This is a genomic window from Cecembia lonarensis LW9 (genome assembly GCF_000298295.1).
Lineage (GTDB): Bacteria > Bacteroidota > Bacteroidia > Cytophagales > Cyclobacteriaceae > Cecembia > Cecembia lonarensis.
Genome location: NZ_AMGM01000020.1, coordinates 36,688 through 59,570, shown reverse-complemented (window position 1 = coordinate 59,570; position 22,883 = coordinate 36,688). Strand labels below are relative to the sequence as shown.

General features: G+C 41.1%; 17 protein-coding genes. 8 read left to right on the top strand and 9 right to left on the bottom strand.

The window, feature by feature from the left end; all coding sequences use genetic code 11:
- Positions 1–5 precede the first annotated feature (5 nt).
- The 5 genes from cas6 to B879_RS08440 form a co-directional block, all read right to left on the bottom strand.
- Positions 6–875: a CRISPR-associated endoribonuclease Cas6 gene (gene cas6 / locus B879_RS08460; protein WP_009184751.1), complete on the bottom strand. Its 870-nt coding sequence runs from the start codon at positions 873–875 to the stop codon at positions 6–8.
- Between the two features lie 102 nt (positions 876–977).
- Positions 978–2,075 carry a redox-regulated ATPase YchF gene (gene ychF, locus B879_RS08455; RefSeq protein WP_009184750.1) on the bottom strand — a complete coding sequence of 366 codons (1,098 nt, stop codon included), beginning with the start codon at positions 2,073–2,075 and terminating at the stop codon, positions 978–980.
- Positions 2,076–2,091: 16 nt separating this feature from the next.
- Positions 2,092–3,174, bottom strand: a complete 1,083-nt coding sequence (locus tag B879_RS08450; protein ID WP_009184749.1) for an AI-2E family transporter — start codon at positions 3,172–3,174, stop codon at positions 2,092–2,094.
- Between the two features lie 119 nt (positions 3,175–3,293).
- Positions 3,294–3,623, bottom strand: a complete 330-nt coding sequence (locus tag B879_RS08445) for a DUF3276 family protein (protein ID WP_009184748.1) — start codon at positions 3,621–3,623, stop codon at positions 3,294–3,296.
- A 184-nt stretch (positions 3,624–3,807) separates the two neighbouring features.
- Positions 3,808–4,155 (bottom strand): 4Fe-4S binding protein, encoded by a 348-nt coding sequence (locus B879_RS08440; protein ID WP_009184747.1) that lies wholly within the window; start codon positions 4,153–4,155, stop codon positions 3,808–3,810.
- Positions 4,156–4,309: 154 nt separating this feature from the next.
- Here B879_RS08440 and B879_RS08435 point away from each other — a divergent pair, with 154 nt between their 5' ends.
- Positions 4,310–5,326 (top strand): aldehyde dehydrogenase family protein, encoded by a 1,017-nt coding sequence (locus tag B879_RS08435; protein ID WP_009184746.1) that lies wholly within the window; start codon positions 4,310–4,312, stop codon positions 5,324–5,326.
- Here the strand turns inward: B879_RS08435 and B879_RS08430 are convergent.
- Entirely contained in the window at positions 5,319–7,082 is a 1,764-nt protein-coding gene (locus B879_RS08430; protein WP_009184745.1) for a sensor histidine kinase, read from the bottom strand. The genes B879_RS08435 and B879_RS08430 overlap by 8 nt on opposite strands.
- 93 nt (positions 7,083–7,175) lie before the next feature.
- Here B879_RS08430 and B879_RS22980 point away from each other — a divergent pair, with 93 nt between their 5' ends.
- The 5 genes from B879_RS22980 to B879_RS08410 all read left to right on the top strand — a co-directional run bounded on the left by B879_RS22980 (position 7,176) and on the right by B879_RS08410 (position 15,655).
- A complete protein-coding gene (locus B879_RS22980) occupies positions 7,176–7,664 on the top strand; it encodes a TIGR00366 family protein (RefSeq protein WP_009184744.1) in 489 nt (162 codons plus the stop codon).
- Complete coding sequence (locus B879_RS08425; protein ID WP_009184743.1) at positions 7,622–8,482, top strand: TIGR00366 family protein; 861 nt, start codon at positions 7,622–7,624, stop codon at positions 8,480–8,482. Before B879_RS22980 ends, B879_RS08425 begins: the two co-directional genes overlap by 43 nt.
- A 127-nt stretch (positions 8,483–8,609) precedes the next feature.
- Positions 8,610–10,871, top strand: coding sequence for an aconitate hydratase (locus B879_RS08420; protein WP_009184742.1), 2,262 nt, complete (start codon positions 8,610–8,612; stop codon positions 10,869–10,871).
- A gap of 397 nt (positions 10,872–11,268) precedes the next feature.
- The gene (locus B879_RS08415; protein WP_238542107.1) at positions 11,269–12,411 is read left to right on the top strand and encodes a porin; all 1,143 of its coding nucleotides are present in this window, start codon (positions 11,269–11,271) and stop codon (positions 12,409–12,411) included.
- A 202-nt stretch (positions 12,412–12,613) separates the two neighbouring features.
- A complete protein-coding gene (locus B879_RS08410) occupies positions 12,614–15,655 on the top strand; it encodes a PAS domain-containing hybrid sensor histidine kinase/response regulator (RefSeq protein ID WP_202949601.1) in 3,042 nt (1,013 codons plus the stop codon).
- On the opposite strand, the gene B879_RS08405 is transcribed toward B879_RS08410, so the two are convergent.
- On the bottom strand, positions 15,643–16,566 hold the full coding sequence (locus B879_RS08405) for a tetratricopeptide repeat protein (RefSeq protein ID WP_009184739.1): 924 nt from the start codon (positions 16,564–16,566) through the stop codon (positions 15,643–15,645). The genes B879_RS08410 and B879_RS08405 overlap by 13 nt on opposite strands.
- 16 nt (positions 16,567–16,582) lie before the next feature.
- Positions 16,583–17,656: an AI-2E family transporter gene (locus B879_RS08400; RefSeq protein ID WP_009184738.1), complete on the bottom strand. Its 1,074-nt coding sequence runs from the start codon at positions 17,654–17,656 to the stop codon at positions 16,583–16,585.
- A gap of 136 nt (positions 17,657–17,792) precedes the next feature.
- On the opposite strand from B879_RS08400, the gene B879_RS08395 reads away from it, so the two are divergent.
- Together B879_RS08395 and B879_RS08390 are read left to right on the top strand one after the other, a co-directional pair.
- A complete protein-coding gene (locus tag B879_RS08395; RefSeq protein WP_009184737.1) occupies positions 17,793–18,785 on the top strand; it encodes a cation diffusion facilitator family transporter in 993 nt (330 codons plus the stop codon).
- 406 nt (positions 18,786–19,191) lie between these two features.
- Positions 19,192–20,640 carry an amidohydrolase gene (locus B879_RS08390; RefSeq protein WP_009184736.1) on the top strand — a complete coding sequence of 483 codons (1,449 nt, stop codon included), beginning with the start codon at positions 19,192–19,194 and terminating at the stop codon, positions 20,638–20,640.
- Positions 20,641–20,732: 92 nt separating this feature from the next.
- Here B879_RS08390 and B879_RS08385 read toward each other — a convergent pair whose 3' ends face one another.
- Entirely contained in the window at positions 20,733–22,769 is a 2,037-nt protein-coding gene (locus B879_RS08385; RefSeq protein WP_009184735.1) for a M3 family metallopeptidase, read from the bottom strand.
- Positions 22,770–22,883: the final 114 nt, after the last annotated feature.

Below are 22,883 nucleotides of genomic sequence, written 5' to 3'. Positions count from 1 at the left end.
TTTTTTTAGTCTTCCTGTTTGTCTTCCAATTCATCAGGTTTCTTCCTTTCCGTGTGGGATTTATAAGGAATAAAACCCTCTCTTTTGAACTTGTAAGCCTCAGTCCTTTGGCTTGGTAAGTGGTTAGCCAGGTCCAGCATGCCAAACCCTTTGTGGGTAAATGCTCCCAGTCCACATTTGAACACAAAATCCTGAACTTCTGGTGCGGCATACAAAGTAAAAGGAAGGGTGTATCCTCTGACTTCATATTTCACATCCATGTCGTAAACAGAGTAGATCCTTGCAAATTTCTTTTGCTGCTCTCTCAGCTTATTTACATAATTCATGTCCGGTACCACCTGGAATTTGTAGAAAGATTCCATTTGTTCCTGAGAGTACCAGCCTGATTTCTCCATCCTTGTCAAGGTAGATTCATACAATAGGTCGGAAAATTCGTCCGTATCCGGATTGATGAATCGTTTACCTGACTCATCATTGAATGATGGAGTAAGCAGGACCAAAGGAGAAATACAAACAAACTTGTTTGAACTCTCCAATTCCGGTTCGATTTCTTGCTCAGTGTACTCAGGGGACAGGATGAGGTTTCCTAACTCAACTTTAGGGGTTTCAAATACCTGCTCCAGTAAATAGTCCATAAAATCTTCATTGGGTGATGAAAGCACTAGGGTGACTAAACTGGAATAGTAATGAAGCCCACTTCTACTTACTTTGGTCTGACCTTTCAGTCCAGAGAAGTTGAAGTAGTTGTAGTTAAAAAACTCTTCACGTCCACCTTTGACGATGAGGCCTTTAAGGAACTGTGCCAGAATGTACTGGTGGTGAAAGGGTAAATAAGCTCCTTTGTTTTTTAGGGAAAATATAAGTCTTATTCTCACGGTAATTAAAAATAAAATTTAAACAATTTTTAAACTAAGATTGATGATTACTATAAATTTGTTTGGTTTGGAGCAAAAGTACAAATTTTTTTGGAAGAATCGTTACACATTAAACCTAAAATGCATAATATCTCCATCTTGCACAATGTACTCTTTCCCTTCTATGGCTATTTTACCATTCTCCCGGCAAGCAGCTTCTGACTTGAATTTTTCATAATCAGGTAATTTTATAACCTCAGCTTTAATAAAACCTCGTTCAAAATCAGTGTGGATGACGCCTGCGGCCTGTGGGGCTTTCCATCCTTTTTTGATGGTCCAGGCCCTAACCTCCTGAACACCTGCTGTAAAATAAGTGATCAGGTTTAAGAGTTTATACGCTCCATTGATCAATTTGTTGAGTCCGCTCTCATCCAGACCATACTCAGAAAGGAAAAGTGCTTTTTCATCTTGGTCCTCAAATTCTGCAATTTGTGATTCTATGGCTGCACAAAGTACAATTACCTCAGCATGCTCTTCTTTGACATTGTCTCTCAGTTGCTCAACATAGTCATTACCTGTCAAAATGGAATTTTCATCCACATTGGCCACGTAAAGCACCGGCTTTATGGTCAGTAAATGGAGATCACGTACAGCCTCTAAATCTTCCTTTTCCACTTCAATGGCACGTGCGTTTTTGCCGGATTCCAATCCTTTTTTGAAATGCTGGAGTATCTCCAATTCCTTTTTTGCCTTGGCATCACCGGATTTGGCAATCTTTTCTATACGGGCAATTTTCTTTTCTACCGATTCCAGGTCTTTTAACTGTAATTCGGTATCGATTACTTCCTTGTCAAAAACAGGATCCACACTTCCGGCCACATGGACAATATTATCATCCTGAAAACAACGGATTACATGAATGATGGCATCTACTTCTCTGATGTTTGCCAGGAATTTATTGCCAAGCCCCTCACCTTTACTTGCACCTTTGACCAATCCGGCTATGTCCACAAACTCTATCACCGTAGGAACTACCCGATTGGGATTTACCAAACCCTCCAGGATTTTAAGCCTGTTGTCAGGAACTGTTACCACACCCACATTGGGTTCAATCGTACAGAAAGGAAAGTTGGCTGCCTCAGCCTTGGCACTGGATAGCGCATTGAAAAGGGTAGATTTACCTACGTTGGGAAGTCCAACGATACCACATTGTAAAGCCATTTTTTGATTTTTTCTTTTACAGTTTAAAGATGCTGTATGCCCTGTAACCTTTGTAGAACTCCAAAAAGGATACCCTAAATATTGTGTAAACAGGTATCGCAAAGATCATCCCTAGGATGCCTGCGATTTTTGCACCGGCAAAGATAATAACAAAAATTTCAAGAGGATGCGCTTTTACCGATTTAGAGAAAATTAATGGCTGAAGAACCACATTATCGGTCAATTGTACCACTGAAAAAACAGACAGTATCTTAATGACCATGAATAGAATCTCATTAGAGGCCTCAAAGCTTCCCGTGGAAAGGCCCACAATAACACCAAAAGTGGCCCCTAAAATAGGACCTGCATAAGGAATCAGATTGGCAACTGCTGCAAACATGGCTATGGTGAGCGCATACTCGATGCCCATTAAAGTAAGGCCAATTGCAGCCAAAGAAAAGATACAGCTAAGCTGTATGACTAAACCCACAAGATAATTGGAAAGCAATCGCTCTACTTTGTTGAATGTCGCTACTGCCAATTCAAAATAAGCATTGGGTACCAAATTCATGATATTTCTTCTCAAAAGGCCATTTTCGAGTAACAGGAAAAAGGTGATGAATGAAACGGCCATGAAACCCAATAAAATAGAGCTGGTGGTACTGAATATGGTATTGATGATTCCCTGTACATTGAGACTACTAAAGCTGCTCACCATATTCTCCCTGACCTGTTTGATCAGAAAACCGGGCTCACTATTGATGATCTCATATTGAAGTAATAAATCTTCTAGTTTTCCAATGGGATTTTGTATCTGCTCGTAAAGGTAATCCAAATCATAACTGCTAATGACCTTGATTTGGGTAGAGATCAGCGGTACAAATAAAGCGCCTATCAAAAAAACAATAACACCTACCACCGCATAGGATATAAAAATGGCAATCCACCTCGGTACGTGCTGTCCAAATATATGAAATGCGTTAATCCTGTTCGTCAAAGGACGTAAGATCGCAGCAAGAACAAGAGAGAAAATGAAGTATAATGTGATATTGGAAAAATACCAGCCAACTGCAAACAGTAGCAGTAAGATCAATAAAAGGATTAGAATTGGCTTTTTCATATATCAACAAAAAGGAGAAAGAGGCGACCTTTACAACCCATTAACCCAACAGGTTGAAAAGAAGACAAACAAAGTCTGTCATTTAGCTTCTTTCTCCTAAATAAACTAAAAAATGGGAATTAATCCCATTTCAATTCATCGTCAAACTCATTTTCTGACTCTTCCCTGTCAAATTGAGAGAAATCAAAATCTGACATCAAATCATTTTTAACATGGTCTACTGCATCCTGTAATGCCTCGACGAATTTGGCAAAGTCTTCTTTGTAAAGAAAAATTTTGTGCTTCTCAAAGGTGAAAGTGTCATCTCTCATCCTTCTTTTACTTTCTGTGATCGTCAAGTAATAATCATTGGATTTTGTTGACTTTACATCAAAAAAATAAGTCCTTTTACCTGCTTTTACTCTCCGTGAGAAGATTTCTTCTCTGTCGTTGCCTCTGTTGTCTTCCACTTTCAAAAGAATTTATTGTTTGTATTTGGAATGATTTGCGGAACAAGTTACGGGATTTCAAAAAATAAATTCAAGGGATTTATCAGATTTTTTAAATAAATGCAGGTTTTTTTAAAGTAAACAGCTAAATATCAGAAGTATTTGAAAGAATCAGCTGCAAAAATAATGGGGACTTAAGCCCCCATTATTCTCCATGCATGTAAATTTTCTTGGCCAAAAGCTCTTCCTCTGACTCTCTATGGTCAGGATCATCTACGCAGCAATCGACTGGACATACAGCAGCGCACTGCGGCTCTTCGTGAAATCCGGTGCATTCAGTACATTTGTCTGTAACTATGTAATAGAACTCGTCAGAAACTGGTTCCTGCTTTTCATTGGCATCCACAACAGTACCGTCTGGAAGTGTCACTTCTTTTAAGTTTGTGCCGCCGGCCCAAGTCCATTCTATACCACCCTCATATATTGCCGTATTAGGGCATTCAGGCTCGCATGCACCACAATTGATGCATTCGTCAGTTATCATTATAGCCATAATAGGTTCAATTTAATTATTCAAATTCCCTTCAAAATTACTAAGCAAATAACATTGGATGCAAAAAAAAAGTTGTCATGCTAAGTAATTTATATTCATTCTATCCAAAGATACTTCTTTTGAATTAGATATCTTTGCGGCAGATTTGAAGCTTATGACTGTAGAAGAAAGAATAAAAGCATTTGGAGAATTAGGAAAGGCCATTAAAAGCCTGAAAGAAGAGGATTTTCAACACATAGCTGACAGGATTGAAAACAACAACAATTGGTTTACACCACAACATACCCGATTGGCTTTTCAGGCCCTGTCTTTACAATTGAAAGAAGACCAAATCAGGCAATGGGTAGCACCCTATGATCTTAAAGATATACCTAAACCAAAAGATATCGGAATTCTAATGGCTGGAAATATACCTGCTGTAGGCTTTCATGACCTTTTGGCTGTTTTGATCGCAGGTCATCATGCTTCGGTAAAATTGAGCTCTTCGGATCAGGTATCCATACAATGGCTGGTAGACACTTTAATTGCCATCGATTTCAGGTTTGCGCAAGCTGTTTCTTTTGAAGAAATGCTCAAAGGAAAGGATGCTTATATCGCAACTGGCAGTGATAATTCTGCCCGGTATTTCAATTATTATTTTGGTAAATATCCTCACATCATTAGAAAAAACAGGACTTCCATAGGTATCCTCAATGGAGAAGAAAGTACAGCCGATTTACAGGCTTTGGGAATGGACGTACTCCAGTACTTTGGTTTAGGATGTAGAAACGTTTCCAAAATATTTATCAAAGAGCAACAAAGTCTTGAAAAGTTTTTGGATAGCATCAGTGGCTTCCATTTGATCGCCAGTCATCATAAGTACCTCAACAATTATGATTATAACAAATCAATTTATCTGGTCAATCAGGAAAAACATCTGGACAATGGGTTCTTGCTCCTTAAAGAAAGTGAGGAATTGGTTTCACCCATAGCCGTGCTGTATTATGAATTTTATAAGGATAGCGATGACCTGGCCATGAAATTAGATGTGGTTAGTGAAAAAATTCAGTGCATAGTCAGTAAAAATGCTTGGTATAAAAATAGTTTTGCTTTTGGAGAAGCCCAATGTCCAGCCCTAGATGATTATGCAGATGGGGTAGATACCTTAGCATTTCTAAAAAGCCTTACATGACAAGCATATCATTTTTGGGTAGGCTGAAACTGAAGGCACTTCCCTTATTCAATTCACTTTCAATATGGAGCACACCACCATTCTTGGCTATGTAGTCCCTGACCAAAACCAAACCTAAGCCTGTGCCCTTTTCCCTGTTTTTACCAAAAGTGGTGAAAGAAATGCCCTTTTTTAACTTTTCGAGGTTTTCCTTGCTCATTCCGGTACCCGTATCTATCACTTGTATAAAAACAGAGTTTCCCTGATCTGTAGCTGATAGTAAGACCTGATCCCCCCTTCCACAATATTTAAGGGCATTGCTGAGGAGGTTACGGATGATGAGGTCTATCATATTCCTATCGGCAAATACCATGAGCATTCCTTCTTTTTCCAATTTGATCCTGGTTCCCCTATCTATTGAAAACCGTTCAAATAAAGTCAGGTGTTGATCCATCATTTCCCCTATGTCGAATGCTTTTTTCCGTATCAACTCTCCCTTCATCTGGGTGCTCGTCCATGCCAAAAGGTTTTCCATTAAAATGGATACTGCATCCAAATTTTTAGAAATTTCCGGCATCAGGTCAAAAAACTCCTTTTGACTGACCATTCCTGTGCTTGTCATTTTTATCAGTTCGCGTAAACCAAAAATCGGGCCTTTTAGGTCATGAGAAATGATGCTGAAAAGCTTGTCTTTTAAGTTGTTGAGGTCTTTAAGTTCCTCGGCTTGCCGCTGAATCCTTTCGGAATTTTTTCTTTCCTCAGAAATGTCATCAAAAAGAAGTATGATTCCATTCAGTCCCTGGTTTTTATCAAAAACCGGAGTGATGTTGACCAAGAGCCGCTTATGAACCCCTTTTTGACATAGAAAATCAATTTCGAATTTTGGGCTGATTTGATGGTCCTTCAATTGTGAAAATACTGTCTGCTGAGGAAAAACTTCTTCAAGTCTTTTCCCTACTAATTTTGACCTGCGTAAATTAAGAAGTGCTGACATGAAGGGATTGATGTCTACAATTCGGTTTTTAGGGTCTATTACCAATATGCCTTTGTCCAATGATTCGATTACCTTGTCCCTGAATATGGGTTTGATATCGAAGAGCCTAAACCGCAGCAAAGCAATTCCTACCAAAATATACATCAATAAAAAGGCAAAAGGGGTCAGGTCTATATGGCCAAAAGGTTTGAAACCTAAGATATAGGCCAAATTAAACATCCAGGGAAAAAAACCTGCACTACTGAGTAAATAGGTCTGTTTTCTGTATAATGCATTCCCGTGCTTAAATCTTGTCAAGAGAACAACATTCCCTAAAAACAAACTCAAATAAAAATAACCAATATGTACATAATACCAAGGACCGGTTTCGATATGGAGCAGAGGAAATGGACCTGAACTGTCCACCGTAGTTTGTGCATAATACCATCCATGGTAACTATTGCTAAGCACCAGCAGGTAAGTAATTGTTGGGACAATGAAAATCAAGTAAAAAATCTTTCCTTTCGTCCACCGTTCTAAACCTGCATAGGAAATTGCAAACCATAACCAAGTGGCGGGAGCAAAAGCAATTCCTATATATTCTATTTTGATCCAAAAAAGCATACGCTCCAGGCTTTGGCTGGACAATTCAAATCCATAGGCCAGGGACCAAACCGATACCAATAACATGGTAAGGGCAAACCATCGTATGACTCCTGTATGCTGACTGATCAAAACGCTGGAGATTCCAGCAACCAAGAGTCCGGAAACCAATAGGATGATAGAGAATAAGTTAAGCTCCAACTTTTAAGTTTTAAATATTAAAGTTAAGTAAATCCGATTTTTTTACCCAAAAGAAATTTTAATATTAGCCCTGAGAAATGGACCCTAGCCGCTATGCAACTTGTAAAAAGATTTTCATTTCCTTCTACTTTTGAAATTGCACTTCTACTCAGTTTGATTGTTTTTGTTGCTGCTATATGGTGGACCAGGCCGTCAGATGTATCTTATATTGAATATGGTTACACTGTCCTTAGCTTTTGGAAATCGGGTTTTTGGGACCTTTTGGAATTCACCATGCAAATGGTCCTTATATTGGTGTTTGGGCATACGCTGGCACTATCCAAGCCTGTTGATAGCCTGCTGAGAAAGCTTTCTGGGATGGTGAATTCAAACACCCAGGCGGTACTGTTGACGGGAAGTATGGCCATGGCTGGAGGTTACCTCAATTGGGGTTTCGGTTTGGTTCTTGGGGCGATTTTAGCCCGAAAAATAGGGGAATCTGCGCAAGAAAAAAAAATTCCATCAACTATCCATTGGTTGCTGCTTCAGGGTATCTGGGAATGTTGGTCTGGCATGGAGGCCTTTCCGGCTCATCCACCCTGAAAGTAGCAGAGTCCGGCCACTTCCTTCAAGAAGTCATTGGCTTGGTACCCATAGACCAAACTGTTTTTTCTGCTTATAATTTATGGGGCAATCTTATCTTGATACTTGTACTACTGGGAGTCATGTTTTGGCTTTCACGCAAACAATATGGAAAGGTAGCATTGCCATCGATCACATTCATTTATGAGGGCAAAGAGGTAGGAAGAGACAAAACTGGCCTGCTTGTAGGTGCTTTGATGGCTATGCTTATCATTGTCGAAATCCTCAAAATCCGGGACCAAGACTGGTCATTTATTGATCTGAATTTTGTTAACTTCACCCTTTTGGCTTTGGGTTTGATGTTTTTTGGTAGCCTGAAATCTTTTGCCTCAGCCCTGAGCCATGCCGTGAAGGGAGCTACGGATATCATATTACAATTTCCTTTCTATGCCGGTATTTTGGGTATGATGAAATATTCAGGATTACTACTTATGCTCGCCGAGGATATGGTGTTTCGTTCTGGCCCACAAACTTTCCCAGTGTTATCATTTTTAAGTGCTGCACTGGTGAATTTTTTTATCCCTTCAGGGGGAGGTCAGTGGGCTATCCAAGGGCCAGTCATGATGGAGGCAGCCATAAAAATGGGGCTGGACATCCCCAAGATGATTATGGCATTTGCTTACGGGGATCAGTTGTCCAACATGCTACAACCCTTTTGGGCTTTACCATTACTTAGCATTACCGGGGTGCCCGCTAAAGAAATTTTCAGGTATACGGTGTATTTTTTTCTGGCCGCAACCTTGGTTTTTGGCTTTTCCGTTTGGCTTTGGGTTGCTTAAGCCTCTTTTTTTAAATTGGTTATAAATAAAACTGTCTGGCAGAATTTCGCTTCCATTTTTGCACTGAATTTTTATCTTTGCGGACGATTTGTAACCTAATGAACATTTACCTCTAAATATATTTGAAATGGCTTTTGATATAGAAATGATCAAGGCGGTCTACGAAAAATATCCCTCTAGGATAGCGGCTGCCAGAAAAGCTGTGGGAAGACCACTGACCTTGACCGAAAAAATATTATATGCACACTTGACAGAAGGAGATGCCGCTGCAGCTTACGAAAGGGGAGTGTCTTATGTGGATTTCAACCCTGACCGTGTGGCTATGCAGGATGCTACTGCACAAATGGCCCTTTTGCAGTTTATGCAGGCAGGCAGGGATAAAGTAGCCGTTCCTTCTACTGTTCACTGTGATCACTTGATTCAGGCTGAAGTAGGTGCTACCGCTGACTTGAATAAGGCTAAAGATAAAAATAGGGAAGTGTACGACTTTCTTGCTTCTGTTTCCAATAAATATGGGATCGGATTCTGGAAGCCTGGGGCGGGTATCATTCACCAAGTAGTCCTTGAAAATTACGCTTTCCCAGGAGGTATGATGATCGGAACAGATTCACATACACCAAACGCAGGTGGTCTGGGCATGATCGCCATAGGAGTGGGTGGAGCAGACGCCTGCGATGTGATGGCCGGCTTGCCCTGGGAACTGAAATTCCCCAAACTCATCGGTGTTAAATTAACCGGAAAATTATCGGGCTGGACTGCCGCTAAAGATGTCATCCTCAAAGTGGCAGGGATACTGACTGTTAAAGGTGGAACAGGTTCCGTTGTAGAATATTTTGGTGAAGGAGCTACCTCACTTTCAGCAACCGGAAAGGGGACAATCTGTAACATGGGTGCAGAAATTGGCGCTACAACTTCAATTTTTGGTTATGATGAAAAATCTGAAGCTTACCTAAGAGGTACAGAAAGAGGAGATATTGCCGATATGGCCAATGCCATCAAAGAGCACCTAACCGGTGATCCTGAGGTGTATGAGCAGCCTGAAAAATATTTTGATCAGGTAATTGAAATTAACTTATCGGAGCTAGAACCCCATATCAATGGTCCTTTTACACCGGATCTGGCTTGGCCACTTTCCAAATTTGCTGCAGCAGTTAAAGAAAATGGATGGCCGGCAAAATTAGAGGTAGGGCTTATAGGCTCGTGTACGAACTCTTCTTATGAAGATATTTCCAGGGCAGCTTCTCTTGCCCAACAGGCAGTAGATAAAAAATTACTGGCCAAATCAGAATACACCATTACCCCAGGATCAGAGCAGGTACGCTTTACCGTAGACAGAGATGGCTTCTTGGATATTTTTGGAAAAATGGGTGGTGTAGTCTTAGCCAATGCTTGTGGTCCATGTATAGGACAGTGGGCTAGACACGGTGCTGACAAACAGGAAAAAAACTCTATCATCACCTCTTTCAACAGAAACTTTGCGAAGCGTGCGGATGGTAACCCTAACACCCACGCATTTGTGGCCTCTCCTGAAATCGTAACGGCCTTGGCCATCGCGGGAGACCTTACCTTCAACCCAGTGACTGATACTTTGACCAATGAAGAAGGTCAGCAGGTCAAATTGGATGAGCCAAGAGGTTTGGAGTTGCCAACAAAAGGGTTTGCTGTGGAAGATGCAGGATACCTAGCCCCGGCAGAAGACGGTTCTCAGGTGGAGGTTCTTGTGGATTCTAAATCTGAAAGGTTACAGTTATTGGAGCCCTTCCAAGCTTGGGAAGGAACAGATCTTCATGGCCTGAAGCTGTTGATCAAAGCCAAAGGCAAGTGTACCACGGATCACATTTCCATGGCAGGACCATGGCTGAGATTCAGAGGACACCTGGATAACATTTCCAACAACATGTTGATTGGGGCAGTCAATGCTTACAATGGTGAGACCAATAAAGTCAAAAATCAACTGACTGGAGAGTATGGAGAAGTTCCCGCCGTTCAACGTCAGTATAAACTTCAGGGCATAGGTTCAATTGTGGTGGGCGATGAAAACTACGGAGAAGGTTCCTCAAGGGAACATGCTGCCATGGAGCCTCGTTTCCTTGGAGTAAGGGCGATTTTGGTGAAATCATTTGCCAGAATTCATGAAACTAACCTGAAAAAACAAGGTATGCTGGCATTGACTTTCGACAACCCTGCAGACTATGACCTGATTCAGGAAGATGATGCGATTGATATCTTGGGCTTGACCTCTTTCGCTCCAGGGAAGCCTTTGACAGTGGTGCTAAACCATGCCGATGGAAGCAAAGACGAAATCAAGGTCAACCATACCTACAATCAGGGCCAAATTGCTTGGTTCAAAGCAGGGTCTGCATTGAATCTGATCAAGGCAGGTGTATAAATCTTGAGGGGATGACCCATTACCGGCCGGTTGAATTTCAACCGGCCTTTTTTTGCGCTTTCTTGAACCCGAATTATGCATTAGGGTTTGTAATAGAAATTCTAATTCATATTTCGGGTTGAAAGTATGAGAGGATTTTTCCACGCTTCTGTTGGGTTGCAAAACTTTGCTTTGCCATGGGCCGTTTTAGTAATGCTGAATTTTTAAATCCTCAAAAATGCATTACAATGTTTCAAATTGTCTTTGTTTAACAGAGCGTATCAATATTTGTAAAATTCATTTATATTTAATCCGTTTTGAAACCAAAAAGTAGGTGGATACTATGATCCTTAGAGCTGGTAAGGGGGTTGTATTTTTGATAACTCTTTTCTTTTATTTTCATTTTTTTTCATCCACAATGGCACAAGTGGTGGAATCCGATGAAAGGGCTTTGATAACAGTTGAAGATGGGGTCAGTTTTTCCAAGGACTCTTTGTTTTTGATGAATTTTAGATTCAGGATGCAAAATCGAGCAGGGTTAAATACCTTGGAAGGTGATGACTTTAGGGTCAATCAATACGAAATGCGGGTGAGGAGACTTAGGTTGCGGTTTGATGGTTTTGTCGGCCACCCCAGGTTGCAATATTATATTCAACTCGCATTTTCCCGGGCAGATCTGGATTTGGAAAATGCCCTGATTGCACAGCCTGTGAGGGATGCGATTGTATATTACATCGTAAATGACAATCTGTATTTTGGGTTTGGACAATCCAAACTTCCAGGCAACAGGCAAAGGGTAAACAGTTCCGGTAACCTGCAATTTGCAGATCGTTCCACGGCTAATGCGCTTTTCAATATTGACCGGGATTTTGGCTTGTTTGCCTATAAAACTTTTCCCTTCAGAAAAGGTGGGGAATTGCAGATAAAAGGAGCTTTGACCACAGGAGATGGCAGGAATGCGTCAGCTGTTGATGATGGGTTGAGCTATACTGGGAGGCTCGAGTATTTGCCTTTTGGTTCATTCAGGAATAATGGTGATTATTCGGAAGGGGATCTTGAATTTGAGCCAAAGCCCAAACTTTCAATTGGGCTTACCCTATCCGCCAATGAAAAAGCAAATAGGACAGGAGGCCAATTGGGGCCAAGCCTTTTTGAACCCAGGGATATGAACAGCTTTATAGTGGATGGTGTGTTTAAATATATGGGTTGGGCTGTATTGGGAGAATATTTGGAGAGAAGGTCCCCAGATCCATTTACAAGTAATGATCTCGGTGAACTCCGGATTGTGCAGGTAGGGTGGGGAATCAATACCCAGGTCAGTAGAATGTTGGACAGAAAAAATGAACTGGCTGTAAGGTATTCTAAAGTGACACCAGATGCGGAAATCCTGCAGTTTCAGGATAGGGTAGATGAGGTATTGCTTGGCTTTTCTAGGTACGTCAATGGCCATAGGATTAAGTTTCAGGCTAATGTAGGCTACAAATGGTTAGAAGGCCTCTCAAGGTTTGACAATGCAGGCAACTCCTGGACTGCTATGTTTCAGGTAGAATTCGGAATTTGATGGCTAAAAAACAAAAATATAGATTTTAAAAGCAAAATATTTGGTATAAAAAACAATTTGATGTATGTTTACACGGATTATTGTATAGTACCGCAATTTTCACCCATTAGTGTACAGTTACAGACAGTTTTATATATAACTTCCGATGAAGGAAAGAGGTATAAATAATACTTTTAAGAAGATAATATTCGAATCCAGCGAAATGGTTTTTTTAGCTGATGATTCCTATCCCTATAATATTTTTTATAGCAATCAGGCTTTTGAAAATCAGATAGGACAGTTTTTGGATGAAAGAAATCTGGTGGGACTAGGACTGGACATCAACTCCTACATATTCAATGAAGAGCTGATTTTGACCTTTATGGGTGTGGAGTATACCTTTTTCCTGGAATTACCTCAGGAGAATGCATCCAATTACTTTTTATTTTATAAAGGAAAGGAATTGAGAGGTCAGGGCCTGCCCAATAAAAACGATTCACAGTATTTCTTCAGAAATGCCATCGATCTGATTGGTATCGGACAGGAGTCTTTTCTTACCTGGGTCAGTAGTTCCATAAAACCCATCTTGGGTTACAGCCCGGAAGAAATCATCAACATTGAACTTTGCAGTTACTTTCACCCTGATGATCTAGAAAAGGTTAAATCCTTGCTTTTCGATATCAGACAGGAACGAAAAAACACCAACTTTGAAGCTAGATTATTAAGTAAAAGTGGAGCATATCGCTGGTTTGAGTTCAATGTACACTTTATTGTGGGTAAGTTCTACGCCGTAGCCAGAGACATAACCGCATTTAAAACCACACTTGAGCAAAAGCAAGAGCTCAATGAGCTATATGCTTTAGGAGAAAAACTTAGCCATCTAGGCTTTTGGGAGATCAATACAGCGAGTAACAGCGTATATTTCTCCGATGAACTTTGTGCCATTTTCGGTTTAAAGAAGTATACTGAATTACCATTGGAGGGGATGATAAACCTCTTTCAGCCAGTAGATAGGGCCTTGGTAAAAAATGCCATTTCCTCCTTGATTTCTTCCAGTAAGGAAGTTGACCTGTTGTTGCAGGTAAAGGCTGGGGAAGATGGCTTAAAATGGATACAGCTTTCCGGAAGGGCACAGGTGCTGACCAATCAGCCTTCCAGAATTTTTGGGACCATTCAGGATGTCAGCAAGGACCAGGAATACCTTAACCAACTGGCCTTGTTCAAAGAAATCCTGGAGGCATATCCCGATGGGGTCTTCTTGACCAACCTTTCTGGGGAAATCATATTTTTCAACAAAGAAGCAGTCAAAAAGTATGGAGCTGAGGATGCCCAAAGTTTCCCTAAGGAAATTGCAAAGCTTGAGCCTTTGTTTGAACAGAAGGAAGTATGGGAAAATCATATCAGTCAACTCGGCTCAGAAGGTATAAAAACCTATCAAAGCAAGATTCATCAGGAAAGCGGTGAAGACCTGAATGTTGAAATTGCGGCGAAGCTGGTGCAAATTCAAGAGACCAGCTACATTATTTCCAGTGTAAGAGAGATATCAGAAATAAGGCAAATATCCCAAACTGAAAAGGTGCCATCAGATTTTCTTACTCATTTGACCGAACAGATTCCCGGTGCACTTTATCAGTTTGTTGTCGATAAGGAAGGGGAAATGAAGTTTTCCTACATGAGCCCGGGAATAAAAAATCTATTGGGATTGAAGGATAACGAGCTGGCAGATTTCAAAGATGTGGGCAAAGCCATTTCCAAAGTCCACCCTGAAGATATGGCCAATGTACTCACATCAACCGTTTCTTCCGCTAGAAAACTCAGTCCATGGACATGTAAGTTCAGGATTATAAAGCCGGAGAGCCAAAACTATAAGTGGGTTTTGGGAGCCGCCAAGCCTGAGCTTTTGGAAAATGGAGATGTGGTATGGTATGGCTACCTCACCGATATTACGGATCAGAAGCAATTTGAGGACAAACTTAAGGATGCCAAAGAAGAAGCTTTGAAAGCCAGTCAGATCAAATCGGAGTTCTTGTCCATCATTAGTCATGAACTTAGAACACCGCTCAATGCCATTTCAGGATCAGTGTATTCTTTGCTACAGGATGATCATACCACTGTGCAGGCTGCTGCTTTCAATACCATCAATTTTGCAGTAGATAACCTGATTACCATGATCAATGACCTGCTGGACTTCCAAAAAATTGAAGCCGGGAAACTGACCCTGGAGGTAAGCCCAATGAATTTGGAAGAGGTCATCAAGCATGTGATCAGCGGTTTGGAATACCATGCAAAAGATAGTGGCAACAAACTGAACCTTCATTTCAATAAAGACATCAACATGGAGGTCAAAGGTGATAAAGTAAGGCTTTCTCAAGTGCTAAATAACCTGATCACCAATGCCCTAAAGTTCACAGATAATGGTAACGTTGACCTGACTGTAGATGTAAAGAAGAATGAAGCTGATCGCATTAGGATTTACTTTGAAGTCAAAGACAATGGCATAGGTATAGCCCCTGAACATAAGGATAGGATTTTTAACGAATTTGATCAGGTTCAGCATTCCTTCAGTAAAAAATACGGAGGCACTGGCTTAGGGCTTGCCATCACGAAGAAGCTGTTGGGACTTATGGAAAGTCAGATCAACCTTCACTCTGAAATCGGAGCCGGGTCAACCTTCTTCTTTGAAATTGAATTTGAAAAAGTATTTGGCCAACCGGGCTTGGAGGCCAATACAGAGCATAAACCTGTAGTTGAAATCAAGCCGGCCAAAGTTGAAGCCGCACCACAGGTAGAAGCCGAAAAAGAAGCACCTGAAACTGAAACCCCTCAGGTTGAAAAGGAAGAAACTGTAGCAGAGCCGGAGAAGCCTGAAGTGAAAAGACCAAAATCTTTGGCTGAAGTCAAACTTTTGATGGCAGAAGACAATGACGTCAATGCCTTGGTACTGGGGAAAATCATCAAGAAATGGGGTATCCAATACCACAGGGTGAGTAATGGTAAATTGGCGGTGGAAGCCGTTCAGGATGGTGAATATGATTGTATCTTAATGGATATTCAAATGCCTGTCATGAATGGATTTGATGCCACCGAAAAGATAAAAGAAATAACCGATGTACCCGTATTGGCACTTTCTGCAGCAGATAAGGTTGAAGTCATGGAAAGGATTGAAAAGACGGGTTTTGATGGTTATGTAGCCAAACCTATTGATGCTTCGGAGCTCTTAAGGAAAATCAAAGAGGTACTGAAAATTGCGAGTCAAAGCGCTTGAGTTAACTTAAGGTAAGCTTCAACAAGCTCCATGTCAGGGGCTTTTTCATAAACATCCTCCAAATACCTCAGGGCTAACTCTTTTTGGCCTTTTTTAGCATAATAGATGCCTTTGTTTCTCAAGGCATACAAGTTTCTGGAGTTTTGTCTTAAACTGAAGTTGATGTCTTCCAGACCACTTTCCAGATCGCCTAAATAGAGTTTGTATAGGCCTCTGTTATTGAAGTAATAAGCATCCCTTGGGTTGAGGCTTATGGCTTTTTCTACTTCTCCCAAAGCCAAATCAACACGCTCTTCCTCGAATAAGATCATTGAACGTAAGTTGTAAATATTGGCCTCCTCAGGGTTGATTTTTTCTGCCTTTTGAAGTGTTTCCTTGGCCTCACCAAAATTTCTTTGCTGAAAGAGTATGATGGCTTTATTCACCAAGAGATCTGAATTTTCCGGTTCGAGCTGAAGCCCCTTTTCAAAAGCGGCCAAAGCATCGTCATGATTATTTAACTGTTCCAAAACCAAACCATGGAGGAAATGGCTTTGCCAGTTATCGGGAAAAAGCTGAATGGACATTTCGGCATCTGATAATGCCTTATAATATTCACCATTATCCAATAGGGCAAGCCCTCTTTGGAAAAGAGAAGTCCTGTGCGTCCTTGAAATAGCCAATACTGCACCATAGTCCCTAATGGCTTCATCCAGCCTATTGGTCCTTTGATATACCAAGGCCCGATTATAAAGGGCATCGATAAACTCCGGATCAATTTTAATGGCTTCAGAGTAAAAGTCTATCGCCGATTTGGTGTCGTTCTCTTTGAGTTTCTCATTCCCTTTCAATAAAAAACGACCTTTTTTATCTTCCTGACTGTCACAGCTTATCAGGATTCCTGTAAGCAATAGGGCCAAAAGCCATCTCATTGTCATGATCTTTATTCTATGTTTGATTTTCTCTTTCCTCTCCTAACAACAAAGCAAAGGGCAAAGTTGCCTCATTCAGTTCAAAAATTTGACGGAGTACAGCCAAAGTTGGAATGATGATAATCATCCCGGCAATGCCCCAAATGGCTGCCCCAACCATCAAGCCTAGAAAAGTGACAAAAGCATTGAGGTTAACATTGCTGCCAACAATTTTTGGGGTAAGGAAATTACTTTCTATCAGTTGTATCACCTGAAAGGCTATGACAATGCCTACCGGATACCAAAGGCTGTCTTTTGTAAGAAACGCAAAGATGGTAGGTAAAATAGCGCCCAGAAAAGGACCCAAAAAAGGAATGATATTTAAAACCCCTGCCAATACGCCAAAGAATATCGCATGCTTGATGCCAAAACCAAATAGTATACCTGTATTCAAAACGGCAAGAATGGCCATAACTTTCATGACACCTATGATATATTTTTGGATAACCTTTCTCAGGTTTTTGATTTCATTTTCTACCTTTTCAGGATCATGATCTTTGAAAAGATGGGAGATAAACCGTGTAAGGTGATCTCTATAGAGTAAGAAAAAAAACATGAAAACAATCAAAAGGACAAATGAAGTCAAAGACCCCAAAGTCCCAAAAATAAAATCTGCTACACTTCTGCTGTTGTCCTGTAATAGACCAATCAGGTAATCCTGATCAATCCCCTTGCCTATACCTGTCTCAATCTTTAACTTATCAGAAAGGAAAACTTCCAAATCTTCCAAGTACTTGTTAAGCCTTTCCCCTACATTGCCCAAGTCTCTGCTGAAGCTCGCCACCTGCAGGGCAATGAAGGTCAATAAACCCAAAATCCCTAATACTGCGGTCAGCATAGATATAACGGCACTCAATACACGTGATATTTTTTTCCGCTCTAGCCAGTTGCCCATAGGTACCAAAAGTGCTGATATGTATCCTGCTAAAAATAAGGGGATTAGAAGGTTTTTTCCCAAAATGAGAATAAACACAATCACAATAATCAGCAAAAGTACCGACAATACTTTTAAATGTGTGGGTAGCTGTAGTTTGTTTTTATCACTCGTCATATCAGCGAAAAGGAACTGTGGATAACAATTAATATGTTGACAGGTTGATACTTAGCTAGGGATTTCATATATGAAACCGTGAAATCCGAGGCAATTCTTAAATTTAGTTTAATTTTGGCACTTTAACCCCAAAGGAGTGGAAAGAGAAAAGTCGTTTTGGATAAAAATTTCATTTTTGGTCAGTGTATTACTACTGATTGTGAAGTTTTATTCCTTTTACATCACCAAGTCCACCGCCATACTAACTGATGCCCTGGAAAGTATCGTCAATGTGGTGGCGGCAGCTTTTGCTTCTTACAGTATTTATCTCAGCTCCAGACCCAGGGACGATAACCATCCCTATGGGCATGGTAAAATTGAATTTTTTAGTGCCGGTGTGGAGGGAACGCTCATTATGCTTGCGGGTTTGTTTATTATTTATCAGTCTATTTACAATTTCTTTTTTCCCAATGAACTGGAACATTTGGTAGAAGGAATTGTCCTGATTACCCTTTCTGGTTTTGTAAATGGGGTAGTTGGTATGCTTTTGGTGAAAAAAGGCAAACAGCTCAACAGCATTGCCTTAGGTGCCAGTGGTAAGCATTTATTGGTAGATACCATGACATCCCTGCTCTTGATCGTAGGTGTGCTTGTCATGTATCTGACAAATTTGTTTTTCCTGGATTCTGTCATTGCCATATTATTTTCGCTGTATATCCTTTATTCAGGTTATGGCTTGGTCAGGAAGTCAGTAGCGGGTTTGATGGATGAAGCAGACCCTGTTGCAGTAGAAGCTACAGTGGATGTGATCAATAGACATAGAAAGCCCAATTGGATTGATGTACACAATATGCGTGTCCAACAATATGGGGGAGACAGGCATATTGACCTGCACCTTACCCTGCCATACTACTTGGACCTTGGGCAAGTGCATGATGAAGTGGAGGAACTTGAACAAATATTAGAGGAGGATTGGCCGGGTGTGATGGAGGTTTTTGTACATGCCGATCCTTGTATTCCTGAAAAATGCTGTCATTATTGCCAAATTACAGACTGTCCAGTAAGAAAATTCCCTATGGATATCAAGATTGATTGGAATGCCAATAACATGTCAAAAAATCAAAAACATTACCATGAATTGAGCAGTTAATCAAAAAAAATCCGTAATTAAAAAGAAAATTTTTCGTTTATTTGATTCACTACAAAATAATTTGTATATTTTGCAAAAAAAAAGCTATGAACGAGGAAAAACAATTCAAAGTACTGTTGGCGATTTCGTCAATCGTGTGGTTGATCCTTGTTGGGTTACTCATTGTGGTCTAACAGGATCCAAGGAGTGCTAAGCTACTTGCACAAGACAGCTGATGCTTTTCAAATGGATTAAAGAGTTAAAAAAGAGAATGCCATGATGCGTTCTCTTTTTTTATTACCCTAAAAAAACCTTTTATCTCATTTTTCTGGGTTTAAATCAACTTTTAAAAAATTCTATTTTGTTTTACCATAGCTTAATCTATTTTTATAAATCAGATGAATAGCAAAATAAATATTATATAATCATGAAGAAAATCATATTTAGTTTCATGGCAGGTCTGCTGTGTCATGTCGGGCTGGCGCAGGAAACTTCCCACGATGCCTTTATTGTCAAGAATCTGGACAACAATACCGAGAGGTTTTCTAAAGTGGCCAGGGAAATTTGGGAAAATCCGGAATTAGGCTATTTGGAGTTTACCAGCTCTAAAATCCTGGTTGAAGAACTTAAGGCTGCCGGTTTCAAAGTTGAAACCGGCTTGGCAGGTATGCCAACCTCTTTTTTAGCAACCTACGACAAGGGAGGTCCGGTCATTGGGTTCTTGGCCGAGTACGATGCGCTTCCCGGTCTTTCTCAGGATGCAGTTCCTTTCCGATCTGTTTTGGTAGAAGGGGGTAACGGGCACGGTTGTGGCCATAACCTATTTGGTACTGCGGTAGTTGCTTCGGGTGTGGCCCTCAAAGAATGGATCGATGCCAATAATATCCAAGCCACCATAAAAATATTTGGAACTCCTGCAGAAGAAGGAGGGGCAGGAAAAGTATATATGGTCCGCGAAGGCTTGTTTGAAGATGTAGATGCAGTCATCAACTGGCATCCTGGTGACAGGAATGCAGCCAATGCCTCTACCTGTACCGCTGTCATGCAGGGTTACTTTAAATTCCATGGTCAGACCTCCCATGCTGCGGGTGCTCCTGAAAGGGGACGTTCTGCACTGGATGGGGTGGAAGCGATGAATATGATGGTCAATATGATGCGGGAGCACGTGGATCAGGAGAGCAGGATCCATTATGTAATTACCAATGGTGGCTTGGCCGCCAATGTTGTTCCTGACTATGCTGTTGTAGAATATATGATCAGACATCCTGATGTGACTGAAGTAAAAGACATGTGGCAAAGGGTCATCAAAGCGGCTGAAGGCGCAGCGATGGGTACAGGCACAAGGGTAGAAGTTGAAGTAGTGGCTGGAATCTATGGACTTTTGCCCAATGAAACTTTGGCCAAAACCATGCATAAAAATCTAAGTATAGTAGGGGGAGTGGAATATGACGAATCAGAAATGGAGTTTGCCAAGCAAATCCAGACTACCTTCAATTCTCCAAGGGTACCTCCTCTTTCCGTAGCCAAAGAGGTTCAGCCTTATAAATTAACCCATTTTCCAGCTTCTACCGATGTGGGAGATGTAAGTTATGTGGTGCCTACAGTTGGCCTCAGTACGGCTACCTGGGTACCTGGTACTGCAGCCCATACCTGGCAGGCGGTAGCCGCGGATGGCATGAGCATAGGATACAAAGGCATGATGGTTGCTGCCAAAACCATGGCCCTCACAGGTAAAGATCTGATTTTAAATCCTTTGTTGATCAAAGAAGCCAGAAAGGAATTTGACGAAAGACTGGACGGACTGGTTTATGAACCTTTGATAGGGGACATGGATCCCCCTTTGCACTTCAGAGCAGATCAAAACAAAGTGCGATAATTCCGGTTCAAAGAATGGGCAATTAACTTCTGTTTTTTGCTTGAATTCCCTGTTGGGCATTTACTTCGATAAATGCCCAACAGGGATTATTTTTAGGACTGTGTCAAGAGTCCCGCCCTTTTCAATAAGGCCTCCGGTTTGGGCGCTCTTCCCCTGAATTTTTGATACAGAATGCTTGGATGCTCACGCCCTCCCGCCGACAAAATGTGTTCCTTAAAAGCATCCGCAGTTTGCCGGTCAAATATACCTCGCTCCAGAAAAAGCTCAAAAGCATCAGCGTCCAATACCTCTGCCCATTTGTAACTGTAATAACCTGCAGCATAACCCCCTTGGAAGATATGGGAAAAGGAAGTACTCATCAAAGTTCCTTCCACCTCTGGAAGTAGTTGCGTTTCCTTCATGGCTGCTTTTTCGAAGGCAGGAATATCCTTTACCTTTTTGGGATCTGTACCATGATAGGCCATATCAAGTAGACCAAAACTAATCTGCCTTAGGGTCTGATAGCCTTGCTGAAAATTAGCAGCGTTTTTGATTTTTTGTATCAATTCTGCTGGTATAGTTTTTCCGGTTTCATAATGTTTGGCAAAAAGATCCAAGCACTCTTTTTCATAACACCAGTTTTCGAAAATCTGTGAAGGCAACTCTACAAAATCCCAATATACACTGGTACCGGAAAGTGACTCATAGTTTCCTTTTGCCAACATGCCGTGAAGGGCATGGCCAAATTCATGGAACAAGGTAGTTACCTCATTGAAGGTCAAAAGGGAAGGCTTAGTCTTGGTGGGTTTGGTGAAATTGCAGACAATGGATACATGAGGTCTATGATCTTTCCCATTGATGATTTTTTGGCCACGGAAACTGGTCATCCAAGCCCCGTTTCTTTTTCCAGCCCTTGGGAAAAAGTCCGCATAAAATACCGCAAGATGCTTGCCATCTGAATCTACGACTTCATATGTGGTTACCTCAGCATGGTATTTGGGGATTTCTGAATTCTCGACAAAGCGGATACCAAAGAGCTTTTCTGCAGTGGTGAAGACCCCTTCAATCACATTTTCCAACTTGAAATAAGGACGCAGCAACTCATCATCAATTTCATATTTTTCCTTCTTCAGTTTCTCTGAGTAGTAGGCGAAATCCCATTTTTCCAATTGTGCTATACCATCCAATTTTTTTGCAAAATCTGCCAATTCTTTCACTTCCTCTTCGGCTTTGGATTTGGCTTTTTCCAATAGGTTTTGCAGAAAGTCGATCACTGCTGGAGCACTTTTGGCCATGCGCTCTTCCAGTACAAAATCGGCATAATTGGCATATCCCAACAGTTGGGCCCTTTCATTTTTCAACCGCAGCATGTCCTTGATGTGCTGTTGGTTATCCAGCTCATCTCCTTTGCTGGATTTGGTATTATAGGCAATGAAGAGCTGCTTTCTCAATTCCCTGTTTTCCGCATAGGTCATAAAAGGGATATAACTGGGGAAAGCCAAGGTGAAGACCCATTTTCCAGCCTGACCTTTTTCTTCAGCCGTTTGTGCAGCCGCCTCCTTGATGGCTTCAGGCAGTCCTTTCAGGTCATCCTCTTTATCGATTACCAATGTATATTTGTTGGTCTCAGCCAATACGTTTTCGCCAAATTTCAGCCCAAATTGGGACAATTCCCGGTCTATCTCCCTGAGCTGGGCTTTTTGTGCCTCATCCAGTTTGGCCCCATTGCGAACAAAAGCTTTGTAGGTTTTGTCCAGAAGTGTGGTTTGTTCTTCTGTTAGCGGCAGATCAGATTTTTGTTCATATACCTGTTGGATACGGCCAAAAAGCTCCTCATCCAAAAGGATGTCATTGCCATGGGCAGTCAGGAGGGGAGAGATTTCTCTGGCCAAAGCCTGAATGGTGTCATTGGTTTCGGCACTGTTGAGGTTGAAAAAAATAGAAGAAACGGTATTGAGTTGCTCTCCAGCTCTATCCAAGGCCACAATGGTATTGTCAAAATCAGGGACCGGTACAGCTTTTATCGCCTCAATCTCTGCCTTGGCCAGTTGGATGGCTTCCTTGATAGCCGGTAAATAGTGTTCATTGTTAATCAGATGAAAAGGTGCAGTTTCAAATGGGGTGTTGAATTTTTCCAATAATGGATTCATAAAATCTTTGTTTTGTCTTCTTGATATTAACAGAGACAAAGTTAAAGAAGTTTATCGGAAAGCAGGAAAAGGAAAAACGCCAAAGGAAAAAGTGAAAGCGAAGCACTGAGCTTG